Here is a 24,031-nt window from a genome sequence, read left to right as displayed (position 1 = left end):
CGTTTTGATACGCATACGATGAACGTCGTCATTTGACGTCGTTTTCGAGGATTTTGGATCCATGATCAAGGTGTTACGTCATTTTCGACCACCGCTCTCCAGGGTTGATCGGATGGATCAGTCGAGGCACCTGCAAGCGTGCTGGCACCGTGGTTGCATCGCTTTTTCCCCTGCTCATCACCTAAGCTTTACCGTCGTGCCGCCGATAACCCGGACGAGCGGCGTCATGCCGCATGCAAAAAGGCCCTGGCTAGCGTGAAATAGCTTGATGGCAAATTGATGTTGGCTATCATCGGCACCGCAAAAAACGGGCGCTGGCTGGCCGATCTTTCGTGTAACGCCTTCGGGCTATTTTTACTCCCGTGACAGGAATCTCGATGCTGGCGTGGAACCAAAAAAGCTTTCTGATCGTCGATGATTTCTCCGATTTCCGTAGCTCGGTCAGGTCGATGCTGCGTGAATTGGGCGTCAAGGAAGTGGATACCGCTGACACCGGTGAGCAAGCGCTGAAGATGTGCTCGCAGAAGCGCTACGACTTTATCCTGCACGACTTCAATCTGGGTGACGGCAAGAAAAACGGCCAGCAGGTGCTTGAAGACCTGATGACCGACAAGCTGATCAGCCACGAAAGTGTCTTCGTCATGGTCACGGCGGAAAACAGCCAGGCCATGGTCATGAGTGCGCTGGAGTGGGAGCCGGATGCCTATCTGACCAAGCCTTTCAACCGCGCCAGTCTGGCTCAGCGGCTGGAAAAGATCGTTCAGCGCAAAAATCTGCTCAAACCGATCCTGCAGGCGCTTGACCGCGGCAAGCCCGCCGAAGTGCTGGCGGCGTGTGTGAACCTGACCAAACAGGACCCTCGTTTTGCGCCGCTCTGTCTGCGCTACAAAGCCGATGCGCTGCGTGATCTCAATCAGCACGAGCCGCTGGAAGCGTTTCTCAAGTCGATTCTCGCTGACCGCCCGCAGCCTTGGGCATTCGCCGCGCTCGGCAAGCTGCTGTTCAAGCGCGGTCGCAATGCCGAGGCGCAGACGGTTTACGAAGAGGCGATCCGCACGTTCAACACCATGCCCGTGTTGTTCGACGGTCTGGCAGACGTTTTGATGGCCAGCGGTGATAACCGCCGTGCGCAAAAGATGCTCGAAGAGGCCGTGCGGCTGTCGCCGTATGCCGTGCGCCGCCAGCGTCTGCTGGGCAAGCTGGCCCTGGAAAACCAGGACTTCGACGGCGCGTCCAAGGCCTATCGTCAGGCGGTCTCGCAGGGGCAGTTTTCCCGCTTCAAGGACCCTGAAACCAATCTGGGCCTGGCGCAGGCCTTGATCAGTCGCGGCGGCGAGCGCGGTCTGGATGCGCGCACCCGCGTGGAGATCAACCAGACCCTGAGCGAAGTCGCCAAGGAACACACCAACGATGCCGGCCTGCAAGTGCGTGCGCGCCTGATGAAGGCGACCAGCGTGGCGTCGTCGGATCCGGAAATGGCCGCCAAGCTGACCGAGCAGGCGATGGCGCGGCTGGAAGGCATGGAGCAGTTTCTCAGTGCCGACGCCGCGCTTGCCGTGGCGTCGCAGCTCAAGCAGCTGGGCCAGGAAGCGGCTGGCGCCGGGGTACTGAAAAGCTGTGCGGAAATCTACGGCGATGATCCGACCGTGATGCAGAGCATCGCCAAACAGACCGATGACCCGGAAATCCTCAGCGCCGGCAAGGCCGCGGTCGATCTCAATATGCAGGGCATTCGCAGCTACCGCGCGGGCAAACTGGGGGAAGCCCAGGACATGTTCCGTCAGGCGCTGGCGCTGCAACCGAAGAACATCAGTATCGCGTTGAACATGGCTCAGTCGCTGCTGCACATGGGCGTGCAGAACCTGGACACGGCCAGCCTGCAAGAGTGTCAGAACAGTCTGAAGATGGTCGGGAAAATGCCCGACACCGACCCTCGATACGACCGATATCAGAAACTGCGACTCAGGGCATTCGGCGAATGACGGATCAGCAACCGGGGCTCGACTTTTCGATGGTGATCGCCTCCACCGTCCACGACATGAAAAATTCGCTGGCGTCGCTGATTCAGGCGCACGGGCAGTGGATCCGGCAGTTGCCCGAGGCTCAGCGCGGCACGCCGGAACAGGGCGTGATCGACTACGAATTCGCGCACCTGAACGGCATGCTTGTGCAGCTGCTCGGGCTGTACAAACTGGGCGTGAATCAGCTGCCGTTGCGGCCGGATTATCACGAGCTGGACGACTTCATCGAAGCTCAGCTGGCGCTGCATCAAGAGGTGCTCGACAGTCGCGGGATCGCTGCCCGTTTCGAGGTTGACGACTTCGGCCTGCCGGGTTTCTTCGACCGCGAGCTGGTGGGGTCGGTGATTTCCAATGTGGTCATCAACGCTATCCGCTACGCGCGCGGTGAGGTGCTGATCAAGGCAGGGCAAATCGGTGAGCAATTGGTCATCACGGTCAACGACGACGGCCCGGGCTTCCCCGAGCACATGATCGAACAGCAGAGCGACTATGTGCTGGGCATCAATCAAAGCAGCGGCAGTACGGGTCTGGGGTTGTATTTCGCAGCGAACATCGCACGCCAGCACCAGCGCCAGGGTGTGCACGGTCATATTGAAATTGCCAACGGCGGCGAACTGGGCGGAGGCCTGTTCAGCATCTACCTGCCCTGAATGCGGGGCGCTTCGCTGAGGTCGACCACCGATCAGACGCTTGCGGGCTAAAACCGGTCCACTGACTGCACGCGTGTTTTTGCGGCGCTACAGCTTCAGGCTTTGCCCCAGCACGACGTTCAGCGCATTGCGCGCATCATCCAGCTGCACAAGCGTTGCGTGATGGGCGCCAAGGGCGTCGCGGTTTTCGATGGCGGTGAGAATCGCACGATGCCGCGGCAGCGCGAGCTCATGCAGGTTCGGGCGTTTGTTGGAGTGCTTGAGCGCCTCGCGCAGGGCCAGTGAAAGCATGTTGCACAAGTGCGCCAGCAAATCGTTATGGGTCGCGTCGGCGATGCGACTGTGGAAGTCCAGATCCGGTTGCAGCACGTCCTCGACGGTCGGTGCCGCCGCCATACGTTCATAGGCTTCGCCGATGGCAGCGATTTCGTCCGGCGTCGCGTGCTGCGCCGCCAGAGCCGCAGCGGCAGGTTCGATGATGCTGCGCACGCTGGTCAACAGGGTGAAAAACTCGTTCTGGGGCGAGCTTTGCATCAACCAGTGCAACACGTCGGGGTCGAGGATGTGCCACTCACGGCGGGGCTTGACCACCGTGCCGACGCGGGGTCGCGAATAGACCAGCCCTTTGGCGACCAGCACGCGAGTGGCTTCGCGCAGCACTGGCCGACTGACCGCATATTCTTCGCAGAGCAGGGCTTCGGCAGGAAGCTTGTCGTCAGGTTTGAAACGGCCTGAAACGATCTGCATGCCGATGTCTTGGACAATGCGCGAATGCATGCTTTTACGGTCGGAGGGCTTACGGTAATCCATGGGGCGGGGAGCGATCCTGAGCGGTGAGTGCCGCGCATCATAGCATTGGCAGAATGTTTGCGATCTGGCCGCGCTCAACCTGTAGGAGCGCGCTTGCCCGCGATGCGTTCTGTCAGGCACTGATGCATTGACTGATACGACACAATCGCGGGCAAGCGCGCTGCTACAGGTCAGTGGCGTTGCTCAGATCTGCATCAATGCGAATGCCGAGGCACTTCCGACCCACGCATGCCGACCAGGAAGTCGAAGTCGCAGCCCTGATCCGCCTGCATGACGTGATCGATGTACAGCTGACGATAACCTCCTACCAGCAGTTGCTGTGGCGCTTGCCAGTCGGCCAGACGCGCCGACAGCTCTTGCTCGGAAACATCCAGATGCAACCGGCCGGTCGAGCAGTCGAGTTCGATGAAGTCACCTTCGCGCACCACGGCCAGAGGGCCGCCTGCCGCGGCTTCCGGCGCCACGTGCAGCACCACCGTGCCGTACGCCGTGCCGCTCATGCGCGCATCGGAAATCCGCACCATGTCCGTCACGCCTTGCGCGAGCAGCTTGGCCGGCAAGCCCATGTTGCCGACTTCAGCCATGCCCGGATAACCCTTCGGTCCGCAGTTCTTCATCACCAGGATGCTGTCGGCGTCGACGTCCAGGTCCGGATCGTTGATGCGTGCCTTGTACATGTCGAAGTTCTCGAACACCACTGCGCGGCCCCGATGTTTCATCAGCGCGGGCGTTGCGGCGGAAGGCTTGAGCACTGCGCCCAGTGGCGCAAGGTTGCCGCGCAGCACGCAGATGCCACCGTCGGCGACCAGCGGATTGTCGATCGCCCGGATCACTTCGTCATCGCCGTAGATCGGCGAGTTCTGCACGTTTTCCCACAGCGTCTTGCCGTTCACGGTCAGTGCTTCGGGATTGGGGATCAGGTTGTTTTCGCCCAGACGGCGAAGCACCGCGGGCAGGCCACCGGCGTAATAGAACTCTTCCATCAGGAAGCGCCCCGAAGGCTGCAGGTCCACCAGCGTCGGCGTGCCGCGACCGATGCGGGTCCAGTCGTCCAGTTCCAGATCGACGCCGATCCGGCCGGCGATGGCCTTGAGGTGAATCACCGCGTTGGTCGAACCGCCGATGGCGGCATTCACCCGAATGGCGTTTTCGAAGGCTTCCCTGGTCAGGATCTTCGACAGGCGCAGGTCTTCATTGACCATCTGCACGGCGCGCATGCCGGACATGTGTGCCAGCACGTAGCGACGGGAATCCACAGCGGGGATCGCGGCGTTGTGCGGCAGCGACGTGCCCAGCGCTTCGGCCATGCAGGCCATGGTCGACGCCGTGCCCATGGTGTTGCAGGTCCCGGCCGAGCGCGACATGCCTGCTTCGGCGGAAAGGAATTCGTCCAGGCTGATCTGGCCTGCCTTATAGGATTCGTGCATCTGCCAGACGATAGTGCCGGCGCCGATGTCCTTGCCCTTGTGCTTGCCGTTGAGCATCGGCCCACCGGTGACGACGATGGCCGGGACGTCGCAGCTGGCGGCGCCCATCAACAGGGCAGGGGTGGTTTTGTCACAACCGGTCAACAGCACGACGCCGTCGATAGGGTTACCACGAATCGCTTCTTCCACGTCCATGCTGGCCAGGTTGCGGGTCAGCATTGCGGTTGGACGCAGGTTCGATTCGCCGTTGGAAAACACCGGGAATTCGACAGGGAAGCCACCGGCTTCGATCACGCCTCGCTTGACGTGCTCGGCGATGGTCCGGAAGTGGGCGTTGCAGGGGGTGAGTTCGGACCAGGTGTTGCAGATGCCGATGATCGGCTTGCCCTGGAACTGGTGGTCGGCGATGCCCTGGTTCTTCATCCAGCTGCGGTACATAAAGCCGTTCTTGTCAGCGGTACCGAACCATTGGGCCGAACGAAGGGTTGGTTTTTTGTTGGTATTAGATGAGGAATCGGACATAAATCAGCACTCTTATTGTAAGACTAAAGGCTCCGCGTGCTGACTAAAATAGGCCGAAAATCGTCCGAGTGGAAGAGTTGTAACCTTAAATAGTATTACTATATAGTCGTTTCCAATCGAGGGACGACCCTGTCAGGCCAATCACAGCAGCACGGCGCACACGACGACAGAGGCGATCCCCGAAGCTTCCATAACAAAAACAACGTGGAGACCGCTTACATGAGCCAGGAACTCAGGCTTATTCGTCGCATCACCCTGAAACTCATTCCGTTTTTGATCCTGTTGTACCTGATCGCCTACGTCGATCGCTCCGCTGTGGGCTTTGCCAAGCTGCACATGGGCGCGGACGTCGGCATCGGCGATGCGGCTTATGGCATGGGCGCCGGTCTGTTTTTCATCGGTTACTTTTTGCTCGAAATTCCCAGCAACCTGATGCTCGAACGCTTCGGCGCCCGGCGCTGGTTCGCGCGGATCATGATCACCTGGGGCGCGATCACCATGGGCATGGCGTTCGTCCAGGGTCCGACCAGCTTCTATGTCATGCGCTTTCTGCTGGGCGCGGCCGAAGCGGGCTTCTTCCCGGGCGTGCTGTACTACATCACCCAGTGGTTCCCGGTTCGCCATCGCGGCAAGATCCTTGGCCTGTTCATCCTTTCCCAACCTATCGCCATGATGATCACCGGCCCGATTTCCGGTGGCCTGCTGGGCATGGAGGGCGTTGCCGGTCTGCACGGCTGGCAATGGCTGTTCCTGTGCATCGGCGCGCCGGCGATTCTGCTGACCTGGCCGGTGCTGCGCTGGCTGCCTGACGGTCCCAAGGATGTGAAGTGGATGGACCCGGTCGAAAAGGACTGGCTCGCCGGTGAACTCAAAAAGGATCTGGAAGAGTACGGCCAGACTCGCCACGGCAACCCGCTGCATGCACTCAAGGACAAGCGCGTGCTGTTGCTGGCGCTGTTCTACCTGCCGGTGACGCTGAGCATTTACGGACTGGGCCTGTGGCTGCCGACGCTGATCAAGCAATTTGGCGGCAGCGATCTGGTGACCGGCTTCGTGTCTGCGGTGCCTTACATCTTCGGCATCGTCGGCCTGCTGATCGTGCCGCGCAGCTCCGACCGCCTCAATGATCGCTATGGCCATCTGGCGTTTCTGTACGTGATTGGCGCGATCGGGCTGTTCCTCAGCGCCTTCCTCGGCACGCCAGTCCTGCAACTGGCGGCGCTGTGTCTGGTGGCCTTTTCGCTGTTTTCCTGCACGGCGGTGTTCTGGACACTGCCGGGACGTTTCTTCGCAGGCGCCAGCGCGGCGGCCGGCATTGCCCTGATCAACTCGGTGGGCAACCTGGGCGGCTACATCGGCCCGTTCGTGATCGGCTGGCTCAAAGAACTCACGGGCAATCTGGCCACCGGCCTGTATTTCCTCTCGGGCGTCATGGTCTGCGGATTGATTCTGACCGGCGTCGTGTACCGCGTGCTGGAACGCAAGCCCGTCTTGCCCGAATCGAAATTCGCCGCCAGCGCGCGCGGTTCTCGTTAAAGCGGCCTGTGTAGGGGCGCGCTTGCCCGCGAAGGCGTTGAGTCAGGCATGAAAATGTCTCAGGCAAAAAGCTATCGCGAGCAAGCGCGCGCTCCTAGAGAGACCGTGCACACCATCTGAAAAGGAGACATTCCATGCATTTAGTACAGTTCGAGCTGGGCAATGGTCAGCGTCGTGTCGGTCTGGTGGACGGTGCGCTGGTACGTGAAATCCAGGGCGCGACCAGCACGCGTGATCTGGCGCTGGCGGCCATCGACAAGAAAATCTCCCTGGCCGAACAGGTCGACAGCCTCGGTCTGGGCGACAACCACGATTATTCCCAGCTGCGTGCCGATCTGCAGATCCTGCCGCCGCTCGATCATCCGGACCCCGCGCACGTGCTGGTCAGCGGCACAGGCCTGACCCATCTGGGCAGCGCATCGGCCCGGGACAAAATGCACCAGCATGGCAATGACGAGTCGGCCATGACCGACACCATGCGCATCTTCAAGTGGGGCCTTGAGGGCGGCAAACCGGCGGCGGGGCAGGCGGGTGTGCAACCGGAGTGGTTCTACAAGGGCGACGGCAGCATTGTCATCCGCCCGGGTCAGTCGTTCCCGCAGCCGCCTTTTTCCGAAGACGCAGGCGAAGAGCCAGAGCTGAGCGGGCTGTACGTGATCGGTCACGACGGCAAGCCCTATCGACTCGGATTTGCCATCGGCAACGAGTTCTCCGACCACGTCATGGAGCGCAAAAACTACCTTTATCTGGCGCATTCCAAACTGCGCGCCTGCTCGTTCGGGCCCGAGCTGCGCGTGGGTGACCTGCCGCAGAATCTGGCGGGCACCAGCCGCATCCTTCGGGACGGTCAGGTGTTGTGGGAGAAAGAATTCCTCAGCGGCGAAGCCAACATGTGCCATAGCCTGGAAAACCTTGAGTATCACCATTTCAAATATGCCCAGTTCCTGCGTCCGGGCGATGTGCACGTGCACTTTTTCGGCACCGCGACGCTGTCGTTCGCCGATGGCATCAAGACCCAGCCGGGGGACAAGTTCGAGATCAGCCAGCGTGAATTCGGGGCGCCGTTGGTGAACGGTATCGCGCCTGCCGAGGGCGTGTTCCAGCCCGGCGGCATCAAGCAGCTCTGACCGACCACTCGATCCGCTTCTGCCCAAAGGGCGTGGGAGCGAGGCTTGTCCCGCAGTCTGCCGGGAACCGGCAGCAAATCCGGTAGAGCGTTTCTGTCTCGGCGTGTCGGCTGGTTTCGCGGCCGCTGCTCGCCAGATCGCGGGGCAAGCCACGCTCTCACAACCCCTGGCCAGCATCACACGCTATCGGAGTACTTTTCATGACCCAGATTCTTGGCCACAACTACATCGGCGGCACGCGCAGCGCTGCCGGCACGATCATCGTCTACAGCGTCGACGCCAGCACCGGCGAAAACCTGCCCCACGATTTTTATCAGGCCACCGTCGAAGAAGTGGATGCTGCCGCCAAAGCCGCAGCGTCGGCTTATCCCGCCTATCGCTCGCTCAGCGCAGAGCGCCGCGCGCAGTTTCTCGACGCCATCGCCGATGAACTGGACGCGCTGGGCGATGAGTTCATCGCCACGGTCTGTCGCGAAACCGCGCTCCCCACCGCCCGGATTCAGGGCGAGCGTGGCCGCGTGACCGGGCAGATGCGCCTGTTTGCCAAGGTGCTGCGACGGGGCGATTTCTACGGCGCACGCATTGACCTGCCGTTGCCGGACCGCAAGCCCGCGCCGCGCCCGGACCTGCGTCAGTACCGCATCGGCCTCGGTCCGGTTGCGGTGTTCGGTGCCAGCAACTTCCCGCTGGCATTTTCCACGGCAGGTGGCGATACCGCCTCGGCGCTGGCGGCCGGATGCCCGGTGGTGTTCAAGGCCCACAGCGGTCACATGGCGACGGCCGAGCAGGTCGCCGATGCGCTGTTGCGTGCCGCCGATAAAACCGGCATGCCCAAGGGCGTGTTCAACATGATTTATGGCGGCGGTGTCGGCGAGTGGCTGGTCAAGCACCCGGCGATTCAGGCGGTCGGTTTCACCGGGTCGCTCAAGGGCGGTCGTGCGCTGTGCGACATGGCCGCCGCGCGTCCTCAGCCGATCCCGGTGTTTGCCGAGATGTCGAGCATCAACCCGGTCATCATCCTGCCGCAGGCGCTTGGGCTGCGCAGCGAGCGAATCGCGTCGGAGCTGGCGGCCTCGATCGTTCAGGGCTGCGGGCAGTTCTGCACCAATCCTGGTCTGATCATCGGCCTGCGCTCGCCTGCGTTCGATCAATTCCAGAAACGCCTGGCGGCACAGATCAACGATCAGCCACCGCAGACGATGCTCAATGCCGGCACGCTGAGCAGTTACGTTCGCGGTCTGAAGGCCCTGCACGCACACGCGGGCATCGAGCATCTGGCCGGCGCCGAGCAGGCGGGCGATCAGGCCCATCCTCAGCTGTTCAAAGCGGATGTCAGTCTGTTGCTGGATGGCGACGAACTGTTGCAGGAGGAAGTGTTCGGCCCCACCTCGATCATTGTCGAGGTCGCCGACCAGGCACAGCTCACCGAAGCACTCCTGGGCCTTCATGGTCAGCTCACTGCGACCCTGCTGGTGGAGGGTGATGACATGGCGCGTTTCGGCGAACTGACTGGCCTGCTGGAGCAGAAGGTCGGGCGCATCCTCATCAATGGTTATCCGACCGGCGTTGAAGTGGTGGACTCGATGGTCCACGGTGGCCCATACCCGGCGACGTCCGATGCCCGAGGCACCTCGGTCGGTACGCTGGCGATCGATCGGTATCTGCGGCCGGTGTGCTTCCAGAATTACCCCGACAGCGCACTGCCCGACGCCTTGAAAAACGCCAATCCGCTGGGGATCCTGCGACTGGTGGACGGGGTGAATACCATCGCCGCCATCGGCTGACCCGAAGTGATCGTTCCTACGCAGCGCGGGGAACGATCACCGCAACCCACCCGACACCCACATAAAAACAAACGAGGTGCGCCCCATGACCGCCAATGCCATACCGCTGGAACGGCTCGACGCCGATGTGATCGAGGACAGCATCTACCGCAAGGTGAGCTGGCGCATCGTGCCGTTGTTCATCTGTTGTTTCCTGTTCGCCTACCTTGACCGGGTCAACATCAGCTTCGCCAAGCTGCAGATGGCCAGCGACCTGGGTTTCAGCGAAACAGTCTACGGCCTGGGCGCCAGTCTGTTTTTCGTCGGCTATTTCCTTTTCGAAGTCCCTAGCAACGTTCTGCTGCACAGGATCGGCGCGCGCATCTGGATCGCGCGGATCATGGTGTCCTGGGGCATTGCGTCGGCGTGCATGATGTTCGTGCAGACCGAGTTCTGGTTCTACACCCTGCGTTTTCTGATCGGTGTGATGGAAGCGGGGTTCGTCCCCGGCGTGCTGTATTTCTTCACCCAGTGGTACCCGAGCTCACGCCGGGCGCGGGTCAATTCCTACTTCAAAAGCTCCATCCCCTTGTGCGGCATCGTCGGCGGTCCGATTGCCGGGCTGATCCTGGGACACTTCGACGGCGTGATGGGCATGGCGGGCTGGCGCTGGCTGTTTCTGCTCGAAGGCATTCCTTCGGTGCTGCTGGGCGTCGTGGTGTTCTGGCTGGTCAAGGACCGGATCGAGGACGCCACCTGGCTCACCGCCGAAGAGAAAAACGTGGTGCTCGCGCGCATGGCCAAAGAAAGCGCGCCAGCGACGCCGCAGAAAGTCAAAGACATCTGGAAGCACCCGACTACTTACGTCATGTCGGCGATCTATCTGTGCCTGGTCATGGCCCTGACCGGTCTGCTGTTCTGGATGCCGCAACTGATCAAGAGCGCGGGCGTGACCGACACCATGAACATCGGTTTGCTGACGGTGATTCCGTATGTGGGCGCCGTGATCGGCAACTTGTTGATCGGCGCCAGTTCCGACCGCCACAGTGAACGTCGCTGGCACATGGCGAGCTGCGCGACGCTGACCGCCGGGGGGTATCTGGTCTGTGCGCTGTTTCCAGGCCAGCTGCTGCCGCTGATGATCGGCATGACCATCATCATGACCGGCATCGTGGCCTGGATGCCGATTTTCTGGACCATTCCGCCGCGGTTTTTGAGTGGCATCGCTGCGGCGGCCGGCATCGCCCTGATCAACTCGCTGGGGCAGCTGGGCGGCATCATTGCGCCGTTCATGGTCGGGCGCATCAAAGACCTGACCGGCACCGCAACCCCGGCGCTGTTCGCGTTGTTTGCCGTGAGTGTGCTGGCGATCGCTCTGATTGTCTGGGGCATTCCGAAGCGCTACTACGCGAAAGAAGCGGTGCAGGATTGATCACCGCATCGGCCTGAACCCGGCATCGCGGGTTCAGGCTGAACGCTCGCACACGATGAGGGCGCACGCCGCGGGGGCATCTTTTGGCCTATCATTCGCCCTTTCACCTACGCGAATCACTGCCATGACCTCATCATCAGACACCCTGCGCGCAGCGCTGCAAACCGCACTGACCTTCCACAGCATGCTGGAAATCGACGGCCTGCATGCCTTCGAGTTCTCACTCGACGAAATGCTGCAGATCGAAAGCATGGATGGCCGCGAGCGCAAGGTCTGGCGGTTTTCTCTGGCGCAGATCGACGCCGCCGCGTTCGACGAAGCGCTGCAAAGCTGGGTCATCAACGGTGGCAATGCCGATCATCGCATCGTGGTGCTCAATGCCTTTGCGGCCAGTGACGAGGATGAGGAAGACGAGCAGGACTGATGCCCTCCGGCAGGCGCGTGTCAAGCCAGGCGCCTGCCGTGTTCTTGCTCGGCAACTACTGCGCGTAAAACGCTGTCATAGCCCTGATTCTTGCGCTGACCGCGCGCCAACAACTCCAACAAGAGATCGCCCCAATGACGCCCAGATTATTGCCCTTGCTGGTGCTTGCCAGCAGCCTTTCCGCCCTTTCCGTTCAGGCCAGAACCATGACCGACTACGACGTGCTGGTGGGTGCCTACACCGCCGGCGCCAGCGAAGGCATCTACCGCTTCGGCTTCAACACCCAGACCGGTCAGCTCGACGCCAAGCCGCGTCAGGTGATCAAAAGCGAAAACCCGTCCTGGCTGACCCTCAGTCCGGACCAGCGCCATCTGTTCGCGGTCAATGAAAATGGCCCCGGCCAGACTGACGTGGTAGGCAAGGTGAGCAGCTTCTCCATCGACCCGAAAAGCCATGCGGTCTCGTTCATCAATCAGATCGAAAGCAAAGGCGAGGAGCCGACCCACTCCAATCTGAGCCTGGACGGTCGCTTCCTGTTCGTCGCCAACTACGCCGTGCATCCCGATCCGGGCGGCTCGCTCGCCGTGGTACCGGTCGGCAAGGACGGCAAGCTTGGCCCTGTCGCGCAGACCGCGACGCACGAGGCCAGCAAGGTCAATCCGGAACGCCAGGCTTCGTCCCACGTGCATTCGGCTGTCCCGACGCCGGACGGCAAGTACCTGATTGCCATGGATCTGGGCGCCGACAAGATGTTCGTCTTCAACTACGACGGCAAAAAGTCTCAGCCGCTGCAACCGGCCAAAACCCCGTCCGTTGACTTGCCACCCGGCAGCGGCCCGCGCCATCTGCTGTTCAGCAAGGACGGCAAGCACGCCTGGCTGACCATGGAAATGAGCGCGCAAGTGGCTGTGTTCGATTACCACGATGGCGCCTTCAAGCGGACTCAGCTGGTCGATCTGGCGAACAAGGACGGCCAGCAGTACCGCGCCGCCGGTGGCTTGCACACCTCGCCTGACGGCAAGTTCCTCTACGTCGCCAACCGTGGCGAGGTCAACGAGCTGCTGGTCTTCAGCATCGACTCGGGCAATGGCCAGCTGAAGGAAATCCAGCGCCGTTCGGTCGAGGGCAAGGAGCCGCGTGAGTTCAGCTTCGACCCCAGCGGGCATTTCGTGCTGATTGCCAACCAGAAAAGCAACCAGATCGTGACCGTCCGGGTTGACGCCAAAACGGGTCTTCTGGGTGACACCGTGCAGAAAGTCGACTTCGATTCACCTTCCGATTTCCGCTTCCTGACCCGCTGACGGGTGACAAGTGACACGTTGACGCAGGCTCCAGCCCTTTAAAATCAAGGGCTGGAGCCATGTATTAATTGAAGTGATAAGGGCTAGTGCCAGAAAAGATTTTTTCTGAAAGCGACTCGGGCGTAACTTTCATTCCACGGCCACGACGGTCAAGACTTGAAACGAAACATCGACACCGAGGTACACGCCATGAACTTCAATATCTTCTCCATCATCGCCGCGTCCGCCATCTCCGCTACTGTTGCATTGCCTGCCAGTGCCAGTGTTGAAGTGACCGACAAAAAAATCAGCTCGACCCAGAGCTACACTCCGAAGTACCTGCAACAAAGCGCCAACTTCTACGCCGCTCTGGATCACAAGACCCAGCAATGACAAGCAAGTTTGATGAAAGTCCTGTTCGATGTAAATCCATTCCCCGTTAAAGACGTACACGATACCGGGGAATGGATTTGTAAGAACGCGCCACCGATCAGTAAAACAGCTTTGCAGTAACACGAACGCTTTCGCGAGCAAATTCGCTTGAACAGGTTGATGCGACCCACTGACCATTGCGTGTCAGGCCATGTGTCAAATGTAGGCGAGCTTGCTCGCGAAAGCGTTGAATTCCCTCCCTTTGGTCCCCGTTCGCTGAATAAGCAACGGGGATTTTTTTATGCCCGGATTTAACGTGCGTCAACGTGCGCGAATGCGAAGCGGCTATCCAGAACAAGTGCATGGCACCGCAAAAAGATCAGGCATATTAAATGAGGTGACGGCGGAATCTATCGGTCTGATTAACTTCGCATATCATTAACCGAATCGATCTTTTGAATCGCTGTACATCGTTTTTCAATAATGAGCCATTCAAGCATTCTGGGCGCCTGAAACAGACATATCCCGGAGCTACTGACATGGCCACTGCCATCCTTCATTCACTTAAACAAGGCGCTTATACCGCCATCGCTTTGTATGTTGTATTCATCGCAGTGGTCACCATCACCAGCATGAACCCACAACTGAAGGCACCTTCATCGGTGTCGGCACCGACTGCCCTCGTTGAACTTGATCGCGCGTCCCTCCAGACCCAGGCGCGTGCGTCGTGAAAGGGGCGAACTTCTGGGTGATCGTGTTCTTTGCCCTGATCAACAACGGTTGCTCGTTACTGGGCCACGGCGAGGGTTCGGTGGGCGGCGTGGCGCGCAGCATGGAGTTCAAGACTGAAGTGGCCGAGGCGATCGAAATGCAGCGGGCGCAGAAGTTGAATGCCGGCAACCCACCGCCACGGCATGGCGAGCTGTTCTCTCCGATTTTCGAATGGGCGGTCGTTTAGCAATCAGTGCTTGTGCATCGCGTTGATGAACAGCTCCGACGCGAGAAACCGCTGCAACCAGGCTTGCACGCGAGGGTAGGGGCTCTGCCAGAACCAGTCAGGGTCGACGAAGCAGAATTGGCGCACGAACGGCGCCAGCGCCACATCGGCGAGCGACAGATGGGCGGCGACGAGATAGTCGCGGCTGGCCAGCAGTGACTCCAGCCTGCGCAGAAATGCCTCACCGCGCTGGCGGTACTCTTCCTGCGTGAATTCGGGATAACGGACTGCGTATTTGTAGCGATCAAGGTCAGCCTTGAAGCTGTTGTCGTTCTCGTCGATCAGCTCGGCGATCAGTTGGCGGGCGCTAGGATCATTTGCCAGCAACCAGTCAGACGGATCATTCGCGGCCAGCGCCCAGTGCATGATGTCCAGGCTTTGCTCCAGCACCTGATCGTGCAGGACCAACACCGGCACCGTGCCTTTGGGCGAGCGCTCGAGCATCTGCGCAGGCTTGGCTTTCAGGCTGACTTCAACCAACTCGACCTCGCACCCCGCGTAACCCACCGCCATGCGAGCACGCATGGCGTATGGGCAACGACGGAACGAGTACAGCGTCGGCGTCACCGGCTCAGAGGAGGGCAACGGCGTGTGCTCAGTCTTGTTTCACTTCGCCGGAATCGGCGATGACGACTTTCTTGCTGGTGCGACCGGATTGCGAACCCAGTGCTTCGATGGCTTTGACGACGTCCATGCCTTCGACGACTTCACCGAATACCACGTGTTTGCCGTCCAGCCAGCTGGTGACGACGGTGGTGATGAAGAACTGGCTGCCGTTGGTGTTCGGGCCAGCGTTGGCCATCGACAGCAGGCCTGGCTTGGTGTGTTTGAGGGTGAAGTTTTCGTCGGCGAACTTGTTGCCGTAGATCGATTTGCCGCCGGTGCCGTTGTGGTTGGTGAAGTCGCCACCTTGAAGCATGAAGTCATTGATCACGCGGTGGAACGAAGACCCTTTATAACCGAAGCCTTGCTCGCCGGTGCACAGCTGGCGGAAGTTTTCAGCGGTTTTAGGCACCACGTCGTCATTCAGTTCCATGACAATGCGGCCCAATGGCTCGTCATTGGCGGTGATGTCGAAAAATACTTTGGAATTGGCCACGTGTATTACCTTCTATCAAATTCAGCGCGACAACCGCGCAGTGGGTATAGGGTTGCACAGAAACATCAGTTTACCTGTCCGTGCGTCAAAAAAATCGATCAACCGTTGCTGACCTCGACGGTGCTCAGGCCATTGCCTTGACGGCGGACCTGGATCTGCACCGGTATGCGTTCATGCATTTCCTGAACGTGAGAAATCACACCGACCTTGCGCCCCTGGGCCTGCAGGCCATCGAGTGCGTCCATCGCCAGTTGCAGGGACTCGGGATCGAGGCTGCCGAACCCCTCGTCGATGAACAGCGATTCGATCCGCAAGGTGCTCGACGCCATCGAGGCCAGGCCCAGCGCCAGCGCCAGTGACACCAGGAAGGTTTCCCCGCCGGACAGCGAATGCACCGAGCGCAGTTCATCGCCCATTTCCGTGTCCATCACCAGCAGGCCAAGCATGCTGCCGCCGCGTTTCAGGCGATAGCGACGCACCAGTTGCCGAAGCTGGGCATTAGCATGGTGCACCAGCAGATCGAGGTTATACGCTTGAGCGATCTTGCGGAATTTGTCGCCCTCGGCCGAACCGATCAGCGTCGCCAGCCGCGCCCAGCGCAGATACTCGTCGTGGGCGGCCTTGATACGCGCCTGCAGTTCGTTGTTGGCTGCGCGACGACGATCATCCTCACTGATCCGCGCGCGCAGGTCGGCGCACAGTTGATCGTGACTGGCCGCCTGGACCTGCGCGTCGGCGAGGGCGGCCAGCAACTGCCCCGCGTCCGCTGCATCACTGTGCTGCGCCTGATGTTGCTGCAACTGGGCGTCGCGTTCCTGAAGCAGAACCCTGGCCTGTTCCAGCGCTCTCTCACTGAGTTGCAACTGCTGGCGAAGCTGACTGACGCTGTCGTCGCTCAAGCCAAGCAACGCCTCGAGCGCCGCGTCGTCCAGTTCGTTGTGGTTGCTGCGCCACTCGGCGATCTGCCGATCGAGGTCGGCGCATTCCTGCTCAAGACCTTGCAGGCGCTGGCGCTCGCCATCGAGTTCGGCGGTCAGCCGGATCAACTCGCTGAGCGCCTGTTGCAAGGCGTCTGCCGTTGAGGTCTGGGCCTGTCGGGCCTGCTCGACCGCCTGTTCGAGCGACTGCTGCCAGCGGTCGGGACTGGCATGTTCGCCGAGCAGTTCGGCGAGGCGCCGTTCAACCGCGAGCTGCTGTTGCTGGCTGGCGGCCAGGCGTTCTTGCAGGGTCTGGTGCTCTTGTTGACGCGCTTGCTGAGCGACCCGCTCGCGCTCGATTTTCTGCGCGCGCTCGTTGTGTTCCTGTTGCTCATCGCGCTGCTGATCGAGCTGTTGCCTGCGCAGCGCGATGTCGTTGTCCAGTTGCACGAAACTGTCGGTGGCCGACGCTCGCCACGGCGTCAGGCTCTCCGCTGGCAGCAGCGGTTCGAACTCCTGCAGCGCCGCTTCGAAAGCCTGGTTGTCCAGCGAGATGTTGCGCTGCTGGTCATCCAGCAGCTTCATCGCCTGCTGGCTCGCCTCGCGCGCTTGCTGAACCTGCTGCTGAAGCGACTCGGCGTCGCGCTGAACTTTGAGCAAGCGCGTCTGGCGCTGTTCGGCGCTGAGGATTTCCTGCGCCAATACATGCAGGCGCTCGCTCAGCCAGTCACCGCGCAAGTGTTCAGGCTGTTCCAGCAGGCGCGAGTACAGCGCGTGCGCCTCCAGCTCCGGGCGCAGTGTCTGCAGCTGTTCGCTGAGTTGATCCTGTTGCGGTTTGCTCTGCTTGAGCTGGTTGTTCAGCTCGGCCACTTCGGCGCGCAGTTCGGCCAGTTTTTCACTGAGCTGAGCCACTTTCTGCCGGGCGCTGGCCTCTTCGTTGTCGTCATGACCTGACAGCGCCTCCAGCAGCTCGGCAGACTGATGATACGGATGCTCTTCACTGCCACAGACAGGGCAGGGTTGCTGATCGAGCAGCTGCGCACGCAACTGCTCGACGCTGGCGCTGCGTGCCAGACGCTGACGTTGCAGCAGTTCGAGGGTGAGCGTGAGCGCCTGCACGGCGGCTTCATGCTCGCCCTTCAGTTGCAGGCCCTGAGCAATGCTCTGCGCCCGTCGCTCGGTGGCGTGCTGCTGTTGCGTCTGCACCTGCTGCAACCGGCTGGCGACCTCCTGATGCCGATGCCACAGGCGTTCGAGCGCATCGCTGGCGCTGTGTTGCTGACGATTGTCGTGCAGCGACTGCGTCAGACGCTCGACTTCCTGGCTCACGGCGTCGGCCTTGACCTGGGCTTCGTCGAACAGCGTTTGCAACGCCGTGCGACGCTCGCTCAGGGTCTGCTCGGCCAGCGCATAACCCGCCTCCAGTTGCGGCAGTTCATCGCGGCCCTGCTTGAGTCGCGCGCTCAGTTGCACGATCTGTTGCAGGCGGGGCCGGTAGGCGCTCCACGACTCGCTCAGCGCCGACAGTGAAGCGCTCTGTTCCAACTGCGCGGCAATCGACTGCAAGCGCGCTTCGACCTGCCGCTGTTGTTCGACCCACTGATCGAGGGCGATCTGTCCTTCGGTGCTCGCCTGCTCGGCCCGTTGCGCCTGCTCACCGGCTTGCTGCAGATCCTGGTTCAGATGATTGAGCCGGGCCCGCTGTTCAAACGCTTCGTTCAGGCCGGGCCTGGCGTTGTGCAGATATTCCTGCGTCTGTTGCAGCGCAACCTGGGCGTCGGCCAGCTGCGTTTCCAGATCGCTGAGACTGTTTTGGCGCTGCGCCTGTTGCTGTGCGTGCTCGCCAATGCGTGCGGCAAGCGGGGTGATCTGGCCGTCGAGTTTCGTGCGCTGGCCGAACAGATGCCGCTGTGGCGCCAGGCGCTCGAGTTGGCCCAGGCGCTGGCGTTCAGCGGCCTGCGCGTCCCACGTCTGCTGGGCGCTGGCCAATTGTTCGCTCGCCGCCAGATGGCTGTCGCGCAGGCGATTCAATTCAGTGAGCCATTGCTGTTTGAGCTCCAGCTGGCGCAACTGCCCCTGATGCAGCGTGAGTTGCTGCCTGGCGTCGTTGAATTGCTGTTCCAGCTCGACGCGTTGCTCATCCTCCAGCGGCGTCAGATTACCGGCCTGAGCATTAAGGGTTTTCAGGGATTCTTCGGCCTCTTTGCTCTTGCTGTAGGCGCGTCGCCCCAGCTGGCTGTAGATCGCCGTGTCAGTGAGCTTTTCCAGCAGCTCGCTGCGTTCTTTGTCGTCCGCTTTCAAAAACGCGCTGAATTCGCTCTGCGCCAGCATGACCGCGCGGGTGAACTGCTCGAAGTTCAGGCCCAGGCGCGCTTCGAGGAGGTTTTTGTACTCGGTCTTGTTCTGGCTGCTGAGAATCTGTTCGCTGTCCAGATCGGTCAGCGTCTGACGACTGGCCTGAAGTTTTTTGCTGGCATTGTCGCGGGCGCGGTTGGTTTCCCAACGGGCGCGATAACGACGCTTGTCGACGCCGACGAAATCGACTTCGGCATAACCGCTGCCCGTGCCGCGACGCAGCAGATTACGCGGATCGTTTGTGCTGATGTCGCCGTCGATTTCCGGCACTTTCGACTGGCCGACATTGTTCAGGCGCGGGATCGCACCGAACAATGCCAGGCACAACGCATCGAGCAGTGTACTTTTGCCTGCGCCGGTCGGACCGGTGATCGCGAACAGGCCGGCGCTGGCCAGCGGCTCGGCGGTGAAATCCAGCTCGAACGGGCCTGCCAGCGAAGCGAGGTTTTTCAGACGGATCGCGAGAATTTTCATGGTTGTTCGCTCTCCAGCTGGACGTCTTGCAGCAAGGTGGCAAAGTCTTGCAGGGTCTGCTCGTCGACTTCGCTGCCGTAGCTGTCCAGCCAGGCACGACTGAACAACTCCTGCGGGGTGAGCTGATCCAGCTCAATCAGGTCTTGCTCGCCGTCTTCATCGCGAGCGCCTTTGCCCGCGTATTCCGCCGCGATGCGCACCAGCCGCACCGCCTTGCCCTCAAGCGCCGACTCGACCTGATTGCGTAAGTCCGGTTGCGGCTCATCGAGGCGTACACGCACCTCAAGCCAGGGTTGACGATCAACGTCGGCAAGCAGATCGATGTCAGGCATCTCTTTGAGTTGCAGCAGCAACTCGGCCAGTGGCGCGGGGCCCACGCGTTGCAGATTGACGGCACGTGGGATCAGCAGCGGCGTGACGCTGGTGAGTGTGTCGCCCTCGCAGTCGATTTCGAGTATCTGGTGGCGGTAGCCGATTTCCGAGAACGACAGGGGAATCGGCGAACCGCTGTAGCGAATGCGATCTTCACCGTTGACCTTTTGGGGCTTGTGCAGATGACCCAATGCAACGTACGTGATGCTGTCGCCGAACAGGCTGGCAGGCAGGGCTTCTGCGTTGCCGATGATCAGGCTGCGTTCCGAATCCTCCGACACCGACCCGCCAGCCATGTGCGCGTGGCTGATGGCGATCAACGCCTGGCCCCGTTTGCGCTTCTGGTTGGCCGCCGCGATCAGCATTTCGTGAACCTGACCGATGCCGCGCAGGTAGTTGTCGCCCAGGGTCGGACCGGTCACCTCGGCAGGACGCAGGAACGGCAGCGCCAGGCACCAGCCGAGCACTTTGCCTTTGGCGTTGGTCAGCGGCAGCAACAGGCGGTCGACGTCGAGCACGCCGTCGTCGAGCCAAAGCACGCGACCGAGGGCGTGGGTGCGCAGACGGCGCATCAGCGGCGCAGGCAACTCGATCCGCGAGCCGGAGTCGTGGTTGCCAGCGATCATCACGATGGTCAGTTGAGGGTTTTGCTCGTGGGCGCTGACGATGAAGTCATACAGACGCTCCTGAGCTTTGACCGGCGGGTTGACGGTGTCGAAGATGTCGCCCGCGATCAACAGCACGTCCGGCTTGCGTTCGGCCAGCCGTGCCAGCAGCCAGCCGAGAAAGCTGGCGTGTTCAAAATCTCGCTCCTGACCGTGAAGGTTCTGGCCCAGATGCCAGTCGGAGGTGTGAAACAGACGCATTGGAATACCTTGGTTCGAATAGGTTTACGTAGGCGAGTCCGGCGCTGATCCTTGCGCGAGCGAGCGGGTGGACGAGGCTTCGGTGCGGACGACAGCCGCTCGGCGTCTGCCCGCCACGGCCTCGAGGCGTTCGCGCTCGCAGGTCATAACTCAACCTGATGAATCGACGGTGAATTGTCGATGAAAATCATTTTGGATAAAGCGGCGGCAAACTGTCGGCGCCGTTGGGATCTTGCGGTTTTTCCACAGCGGGCAGCGCTTTCACCGCCCGCCACAGGTCTTCGCCCAGCCAGAGTTTGCCGGTTTCACTGTAAAGGGCGCCATTGAGACCATCCAGTGCGTCGGACAGCGGCACGAAGCGTGCGGCCATGTCGGCCAGTGTCTCAGGTTGCTGGCGCGCCCAGGCATCCAGCGCCTGGCGCGTCGCGTGGGGATCATTGGCCAGGCTGGCGCGTTTGAGGTCGTCAAGCACCGTGCGCGGACTCGGTCCGGCCTGCGCGACTCGGGTCAGCGCAGGCTGCCAGCGTGCTCGCCACCAAAGGCCGAAGCCCAGCAGCGTGGTGAAAGTGAGCAGCACCGTGCTCAGTTGCCACGGCCAGATCGGGGCGCCGTTGAGCGCGCCGCCGTTGTCGCTGACCGGCATGTCCACCGCCAGCGCCGGATTGGTGCTGACCTGCAACGTGCGGGCGGGCAGGGCACTGTGTTCCAGATGGTCTTCCTGGGTGTTCCACCAGACCAGATCCACCGCCGGGATGTCGATGGCGCCTGGCCGGTTCGGCACCAGTGCCTCACGCTCCTCGCGCATCCCGGTCAGGCCGCGTTCGCCGGCCTGATTGCTCAGTTGCGGCTGATCGGGGTAGCGCCGCAGCGCGCTCACTTCCGTGGCCGGCAACGGCGGCAGTTGCGCGCTGGACAGGCCTTGGGCCTTGAGCTGCAAGGTGCGGGTCAGAGAGTCGCCGATCTGGCTGTGCGCCGGATCCGGGCTCCAGTTCTCGCTGAGGCTGATGCTGCGCGCCGGCAACCAGGGCGTGTTGGCCGGGTAGTTGGCCGGCTGCGGCTTGACCTTCAGGGTCATGGGCAGCGAGGTGACGCGCATCAGCCGTCCGGGCTTCGGAGCACCGGCGATGGCGCCGGGCGGTATCGCTGCAGCGGCGCCGGCGTCCGGCGTGTCTTGCACCAGCGTCGCACTGAATTCCTGGGCCGGAATGACAAGGTCGCCGCTCTGCTGTGGGTAGAGTGCGTAGCGCATTTCGATCACGCCGTGGCGAATGCCGTTGATCTGTTTTTCATAGGTGCGGGTGTCGCCGAGCTTCTCGATCCGGGCATCCGGCACCTGCAAAGGCGTGAGGTTGCTGTCGTCGAACAACGACACCGAATGATAAATCCGCACGGTCAGCAGCGCCTGCGCCTGCACGTACACGGTGTCCTGATCGAGGCTCGCTTCCATGAACACCGGGTCGAGCTTCTGTTGTTCACCTTTGGCCGACGGCTCGACCTCCACCACCTGCAGCGTGATGGGCTGGCTGGTCATCTCGCCGAGTTTCAGTGATGGAATCTCGATCGAGCCACTGTGTTTCGGCATCAGTGTAATCAGCCAGCGCGTGGTGGCGTGCACGTTGCCTTCCAACGTTGTCAGGCTATTGAGCTGGCGCGTGTCGCGCACCTCGAAATCAGCCTCCAGCGCGCTCATGTCGGGTTTGCCGAACACCGTCGCGTCGTCGGTTTCCAGCGTCAGTTCCACGGTTTCGCCGGTGTTGACACGCGTGCGGTCGACGCTCGACAGCAGCGCCGAAGCCGGGGTGTCGGCCTGCGCCACGACGGCAAACAGGCACAGCCACCAGGCAATTAGCAACGTGTGCACTCGACTCATCGGGTCTTTTCCTGATGCTGCTGTTGTTCGTACCAGAATTTCCGCCGCAGCAGTTCGCCCGGCTCGTCCGGAATCTGCCGCAACCACTGTTCGAGCGCCTGTTTCTGTTCGCCGTTGATCTGGCTGTCGGCAGGTTTTCCGGGCGCCTGCGTCAGCTCATCGGCATCCGGTCCCGAGCCTGTCGCTTGCGCCCCGGTGGCCATGTCCTGCGAGCGTTGGGCATCATCGTCCTCGTCGCCGCTCGGCTGGGTTTGCGGGTTCGACGACTGTTGCTCGGCGTTGCCGGAGCGAGGATTGTCGCTGTTCTCCTCGCCCTGCGCTTTATTTCGCTCGGTTTCCTGTGACGCGGCCTGGCGTTGCTCTTCCAGCATCTGCTGAACCAGCGCCTTGTTGGCAGCCGCAGCGGGGAAGTCCGCCTGCCGCTCCAGCGCCTGTTCATAAGCATCCACTGCCGCTTCGAGTTCGCCACTTTGCGCCAGCGCGTTGCCGCGATTGTAGTGGTCGGCGGCGCTGTTGCCTTTGGCAAAACGCTCGGCGGCGCCTGCATAGTCGCCCGCCTGATACAGCGCCACGCCTTGCCATTGCTGATCTTCGAAGTGTTTCGCCGCCTCGCTGGGACGATGCCGCTCCAGCCAATGCTGACCCTGTTGGTCCGGGCGGCGCCACAGATCCTGAAACTCGAACGCGTAGCTGTGCTGGGGCATCATCAGCAGCAGCGGCAGGCAAAACAGCCAGCCGCGTCGACCCGCGCAGGCCGCCAGCCAGAGCAGAGGCAGCAACAGCCAGTACCCCTGATCCGCCCAGCTGTCGAGCTGCAGGGTCTGACCTTCGCCGAGCAGACCTTTGGGGCCATCGAGCAGACCCAGTTCATTGAGGTCGTCGCTGTCCAGACGCAACTGGCTGTAGCGCCCACCCGATGCTTCGGCGAAATCGTTGAGAATCGGGCTGTCCAGCCGCGGCACGAGAATTCCGCCCTGAGCGTCCTTCAGAAAGCCGCCTTTTTCCTGAGTGACCGGCGCGCCCTCGGCGGTCCCGACGCCCAGCATCAGCAAGGGCGGCGCGTGGTTGCCCATTGCCTGACGAATGCCCTCGCGTTCTGCCTCGCTGAGCGACGAACCGATCCACAATAACCGGCCTTGCCCCAGCGCGCCTTGCTTGAGCAGATCCAGTGCCTTGCGCACCGCAAGATCCGCCCGCTGACCCGGCTCGGGCATGATCGACGGTTTGATCGCATCGAGCAGGTTCTTGCTGGTTGCCAGGTCGTCGGACAGCGGCACGAGCGTATGCGCACTGCCGGCATACACGATGATCGCGGTCTGCGCATCAGGGCGGGCCTGCAGCAGGTCCAGCAGTTTGCGTCGCGCCTGTTCCAGACGCGAGGGCGGACTGTCGGCAGCAAGCATTTCCGGGGTCAGCTCAAGCATGACCACCAGCGGGTCGACCGGCTTCTGACTGGTCTGCTCCACACGCTGCCAACTGGGCCCGAGCAAGGCAAGCAAGGTCAGCAGCCAGCCACATCCGAGGGCGATCCACGGCAGCTTGCTTTCACGCCCACTGCCGCCGCTGAGCAACACCGAATGGAAGGCGCTGGGCAGAATCATCTGCCAGCGGCCGACGCGCTTTTGCCGGTTCCACAGTCGCCAAAGCAGCCAGCCCAGCAAAGGCAGCACGATCAGCCAGCCGGGGCGCAGCCAGTGAGGCCAGAGGACCAGCACGG

At 61.6% G+C, this 24,031-nt stretch carries 19 protein-coding genes; 11 read left to right on the top strand and 8 right to left on the bottom strand.

The features are described from left to right. Positions 1–377: 377 nt before the first annotated feature. Both AAGQ88_RS19395 and AAGQ88_RS19390 read left to right on the top strand, forming a co-directional pair. Positions 378–1,982 (top strand): response regulator, encoded by a 1,605-nt coding sequence (locus tag AAGQ88_RS19395; RefSeq protein ID WP_285426038.1) that lies wholly within the window; start codon positions 378–380, stop codon positions 1,980–1,982. Next, positions 1,979–2,671 carry a HAMP domain-containing sensor histidine kinase gene (locus AAGQ88_RS19390; protein WP_342653298.1) on the top strand — a complete coding sequence of 231 codons (693 nt, stop codon included), beginning with the start codon at positions 1,979–1,981 and terminating at the stop codon, positions 2,669–2,671. Before AAGQ88_RS19395 ends, AAGQ88_RS19390 begins: the two co-directional genes overlap by 4 nt. Before the next feature lie 87 nt (positions 2,672–2,758). Here the strand turns inward: AAGQ88_RS19390 and AAGQ88_RS19385 are convergent, their stop codons facing one another. Further along, positions 2,759–3,481, bottom strand: coding sequence for a FadR/GntR family transcriptional regulator (locus tag AAGQ88_RS19385; protein WP_285426036.1), 723 nt, complete (start codon positions 3,479–3,481; stop codon positions 2,759–2,761). A 194-nt stretch (positions 3,482–3,675) separates the two neighbouring features. Next, positions 3,676–5,430, bottom strand: coding sequence for an IlvD/Edd family dehydratase (locus AAGQ88_RS19380; RefSeq protein WP_342653297.1), 1,755 nt, complete (start codon positions 5,428–5,430; stop codon positions 3,676–3,678). Between the two features lie 219 nt (positions 5,431–5,649). On the opposite strand from AAGQ88_RS19380, the gene AAGQ88_RS19375 reads away from it, so the two are divergent. The 9 genes from AAGQ88_RS19375 (at position 5,650) to AAGQ88_RS19335 (ending at position 14,322) form a co-directional block, all read left to right on the top strand. After that, the gene (locus AAGQ88_RS19375; protein WP_342653296.1) at positions 5,650–6,966 is read left to right on the top strand and encodes an MFS transporter; all 1,317 of its coding nucleotides are present in this window, start codon (positions 5,650–5,652) and stop codon (positions 6,964–6,966) included. A 134-nt stretch (positions 6,967–7,100) separates the two neighbouring features. Further along, complete coding sequence (gene araD1 / locus AAGQ88_RS19370; protein WP_093464049.1) at positions 7,101–8,093, top strand: AraD1 family protein; 993 nt, start codon at positions 7,101–7,103, stop codon at positions 8,091–8,093. 200 nt (positions 8,094–8,293) lie between these two features. Further along, entirely contained in the window at positions 8,294–9,877 is a 1,584-nt protein-coding gene (locus AAGQ88_RS19365; RefSeq protein ID WP_342653295.1) for an aldehyde dehydrogenase (NADP(+)), read from the top strand. An 85-nt stretch (positions 9,878–9,962) separates the two neighbouring features. Then, on the top strand, positions 9,963–11,288 hold the full coding sequence (locus AAGQ88_RS19360; RefSeq protein WP_342653294.1) for an MFS transporter: 1,326 nt from the start codon (positions 9,963–9,965) through the stop codon (positions 11,286–11,288). A gap of 124 nt (positions 11,289–11,412) precedes the next feature. Next, complete coding sequence (locus AAGQ88_RS19355; protein ID WP_342653293.1) at positions 11,413–11,712, top strand: DUF5629 family protein; 300 nt, start codon at positions 11,413–11,415, stop codon at positions 11,710–11,712. A 134-nt stretch (positions 11,713–11,846) separates the two neighbouring features. Then, positions 11,847–13,013, top strand: coding sequence for a lactonase family protein (locus AAGQ88_RS19350; RefSeq protein WP_342653292.1), 1,167 nt, complete (start codon positions 11,847–11,849; stop codon positions 13,011–13,013). A 189-nt stretch (positions 13,014–13,202) separates the two neighbouring features. Next, positions 13,203–13,385 (top strand): hypothetical protein, encoded by a 183-nt coding sequence (locus tag AAGQ88_RS19345; RefSeq protein WP_062390227.1) that lies wholly within the window; start codon positions 13,203–13,205, stop codon positions 13,383–13,385. 518 nt (positions 13,386–13,903) lie between these two features. Then, positions 13,904–14,095: a hypothetical protein gene (locus tag AAGQ88_RS19340; RefSeq protein WP_342653291.1), complete on the top strand. Its 192-nt coding sequence runs from the start codon at positions 13,904–13,906 to the stop codon at positions 14,093–14,095. Then, positions 14,092–14,322, top strand: coding sequence for a hypothetical protein (locus tag AAGQ88_RS19335; RefSeq protein ID WP_093464064.1), 231 nt, complete (start codon positions 14,092–14,094; stop codon positions 14,320–14,322). The genes AAGQ88_RS19340 and AAGQ88_RS19335 overlap by 4 nt, the downstream gene beginning before the upstream one ends. A 3-nt stretch (positions 14,323–14,325) precedes the next feature. On the opposite strand, the gene AAGQ88_RS19330 is transcribed toward AAGQ88_RS19335, so the two are convergent. The 6 genes from AAGQ88_RS19330 to AAGQ88_RS19305 form a co-directional block, all read right to left on the bottom strand. Continuing rightward, positions 14,326–14,886: a glutathione S-transferase gene (locus AAGQ88_RS19330; protein ID WP_342655846.1), complete on the bottom strand. Its 561-nt coding sequence runs from the start codon at positions 14,884–14,886 to the stop codon at positions 14,326–14,328. Positions 14,887–14,956: 70 nt separating this feature from the next. After that, positions 14,957–15,460 carry a peptidylprolyl isomerase gene (locus tag AAGQ88_RS19325; protein WP_285426026.1) on the bottom strand — a complete coding sequence of 168 codons (504 nt, stop codon included), beginning with the start codon at positions 15,458–15,460 and terminating at the stop codon, positions 14,957–14,959. A 98-nt stretch (positions 15,461–15,558) separates the two neighbouring features. Next, entirely contained in the window at positions 15,559–19,206 is a 3,648-nt protein-coding gene (locus AAGQ88_RS19320; protein ID WP_342653290.1) for an AAA family ATPase, read from the bottom strand. After that, a complete protein-coding gene (locus tag AAGQ88_RS19315; protein WP_342653289.1) occupies positions 19,203–20,444 on the bottom strand; it encodes an exonuclease SbcCD subunit D C-terminal domain-containing protein in 1,242 nt (413 codons plus the stop codon). The genes AAGQ88_RS19320 and AAGQ88_RS19315 overlap by 4 nt, the downstream gene beginning before the upstream one ends. A gap of 187 nt (positions 20,445–20,631) precedes the next feature. Next, positions 20,632–22,314 carry a BatD family protein gene (locus AAGQ88_RS19310; RefSeq protein WP_342653288.1) on the bottom strand — a complete coding sequence of 561 codons (1,683 nt, stop codon included), beginning with the start codon at positions 22,312–22,314 and terminating at the stop codon, positions 20,632–20,634. Further along, positions 22,311–24,029 carry a VWA domain-containing protein gene (locus AAGQ88_RS19305; RefSeq protein WP_342655845.1) on the bottom strand — a complete coding sequence of 573 codons (1,719 nt, stop codon included), beginning with the start codon at positions 24,027–24,029 and terminating at the stop codon, positions 22,311–22,313. The genes AAGQ88_RS19310 and AAGQ88_RS19305 overlap by 4 nt, the downstream gene beginning before the upstream one ends. Between the last annotated feature and the right edge of the window lie 2 nt (positions 24,030–24,031).

The organism is Pseudomonas sp. F3-2 (assembly GCF_038804275.1).
Taxonomy (GTDB): domain Bacteria; phylum Pseudomonadota; class Gammaproteobacteria; order Pseudomonadales; family Pseudomonadaceae; genus Aquipseudomonas.
The sequence above is the reverse complement of the archived record's forward strand: the minus strand, read 5'-3'. Positions and strand labels throughout refer to the sequence as shown.

Coding starts and splice junctions, on each gene's coding strand:
- AAGQ88_RS19360 (WP_342653294.1), top strand. CDS start 9,963: ATGACCGCCAATGCCATACCGCTGGAACGGCTCGACGCCGATGTGATC.
- AAGQ88_RS19320 (WP_342653290.1), bottom strand. CDS start 19,206: ATGAAAATTCTCGCGATCCGTCTGAAAAACCTCGCTTCGCTGGCAGGC.
- AAGQ88_RS19340 (WP_342653291.1), top strand. CDS start 13,904: ATGGCCACTGCCATCCTTCATTCACTTAAACAAGGCGCTTATACCGCC.
- AAGQ88_RS19310 (WP_342653288.1), bottom strand. CDS start 22,314: ATGAGTCGAGTGCACACGTTGCTAATTGCCTGGTGGCTGTGCCTGTTT.
- AAGQ88_RS19355 (WP_342653293.1), top strand. CDS start 11,413: ATGACCTCATCATCAGACACCCTGCGCGCAGCGCTGCAAACCGCACTG.
- AAGQ88_RS19315 (WP_342653289.1), bottom strand. CDS start 20,444: ATGCGTCTGTTTCACACCTCCGACTGGCATCTGGGCCAGAACCTTCAC.
- AAGQ88_RS19350 (WP_342653292.1), top strand. CDS start 11,847: ATGACGCCCAGATTATTGCCCTTGCTGGTGCTTGCCAGCAGCCTTTCC.
- AAGQ88_RS19375 (WP_342653296.1), top strand. CDS start 5,650: ATGAGCCAGGAACTCAGGCTTATTCGTCGCATCACCCTGAAACTCATT.
- AAGQ88_RS19330 (WP_342655846.1), bottom strand. CDS start 14,886: ATGCGTGCTCGCATGGCGGTGGGTTACGCGGGGTGCGAGGTCGAGTTG.
- AAGQ88_RS19365 (WP_342653295.1), top strand. CDS start 8,294: ATGACCCAGATTCTTGGCCACAACTACATCGGCGGCACGCGCAGCGCT.
- AAGQ88_RS19395 (WP_285426038.1), top strand. CDS start 378: ATGCTGGCGTGGAACCAAAAAAGCTTTCTGATCGTCGATGATTTCTCC.
- AAGQ88_RS19390 (WP_342653298.1), top strand. CDS start 1,979: ATGACGGATCAGCAACCGGGGCTCGACTTTTCGATGGTGATCGCCTCC.
- AAGQ88_RS19345 (WP_062390227.1), top strand. CDS start 13,203: ATGAACTTCAATATCTTCTCCATCATCGCCGCGTCCGCCATCTCCGCT.
- AAGQ88_RS19380 (WP_342653297.1), bottom strand. CDS start 5,430: ATGTCCGATTCCTCATCTAATACCAACAAAAAACCAACCCTTCGTTCG.
- araD1 (WP_093464049.1), top strand. CDS start 7,101: ATGCATTTAGTACAGTTCGAGCTGGGCAATGGTCAGCGTCGTGTCGGT.
- AAGQ88_RS19385 (WP_285426036.1), bottom strand. CDS start 3,481: ATGGATTACCGTAAGCCCTCCGACCGTAAAAGCATGCATTCGCGCATT.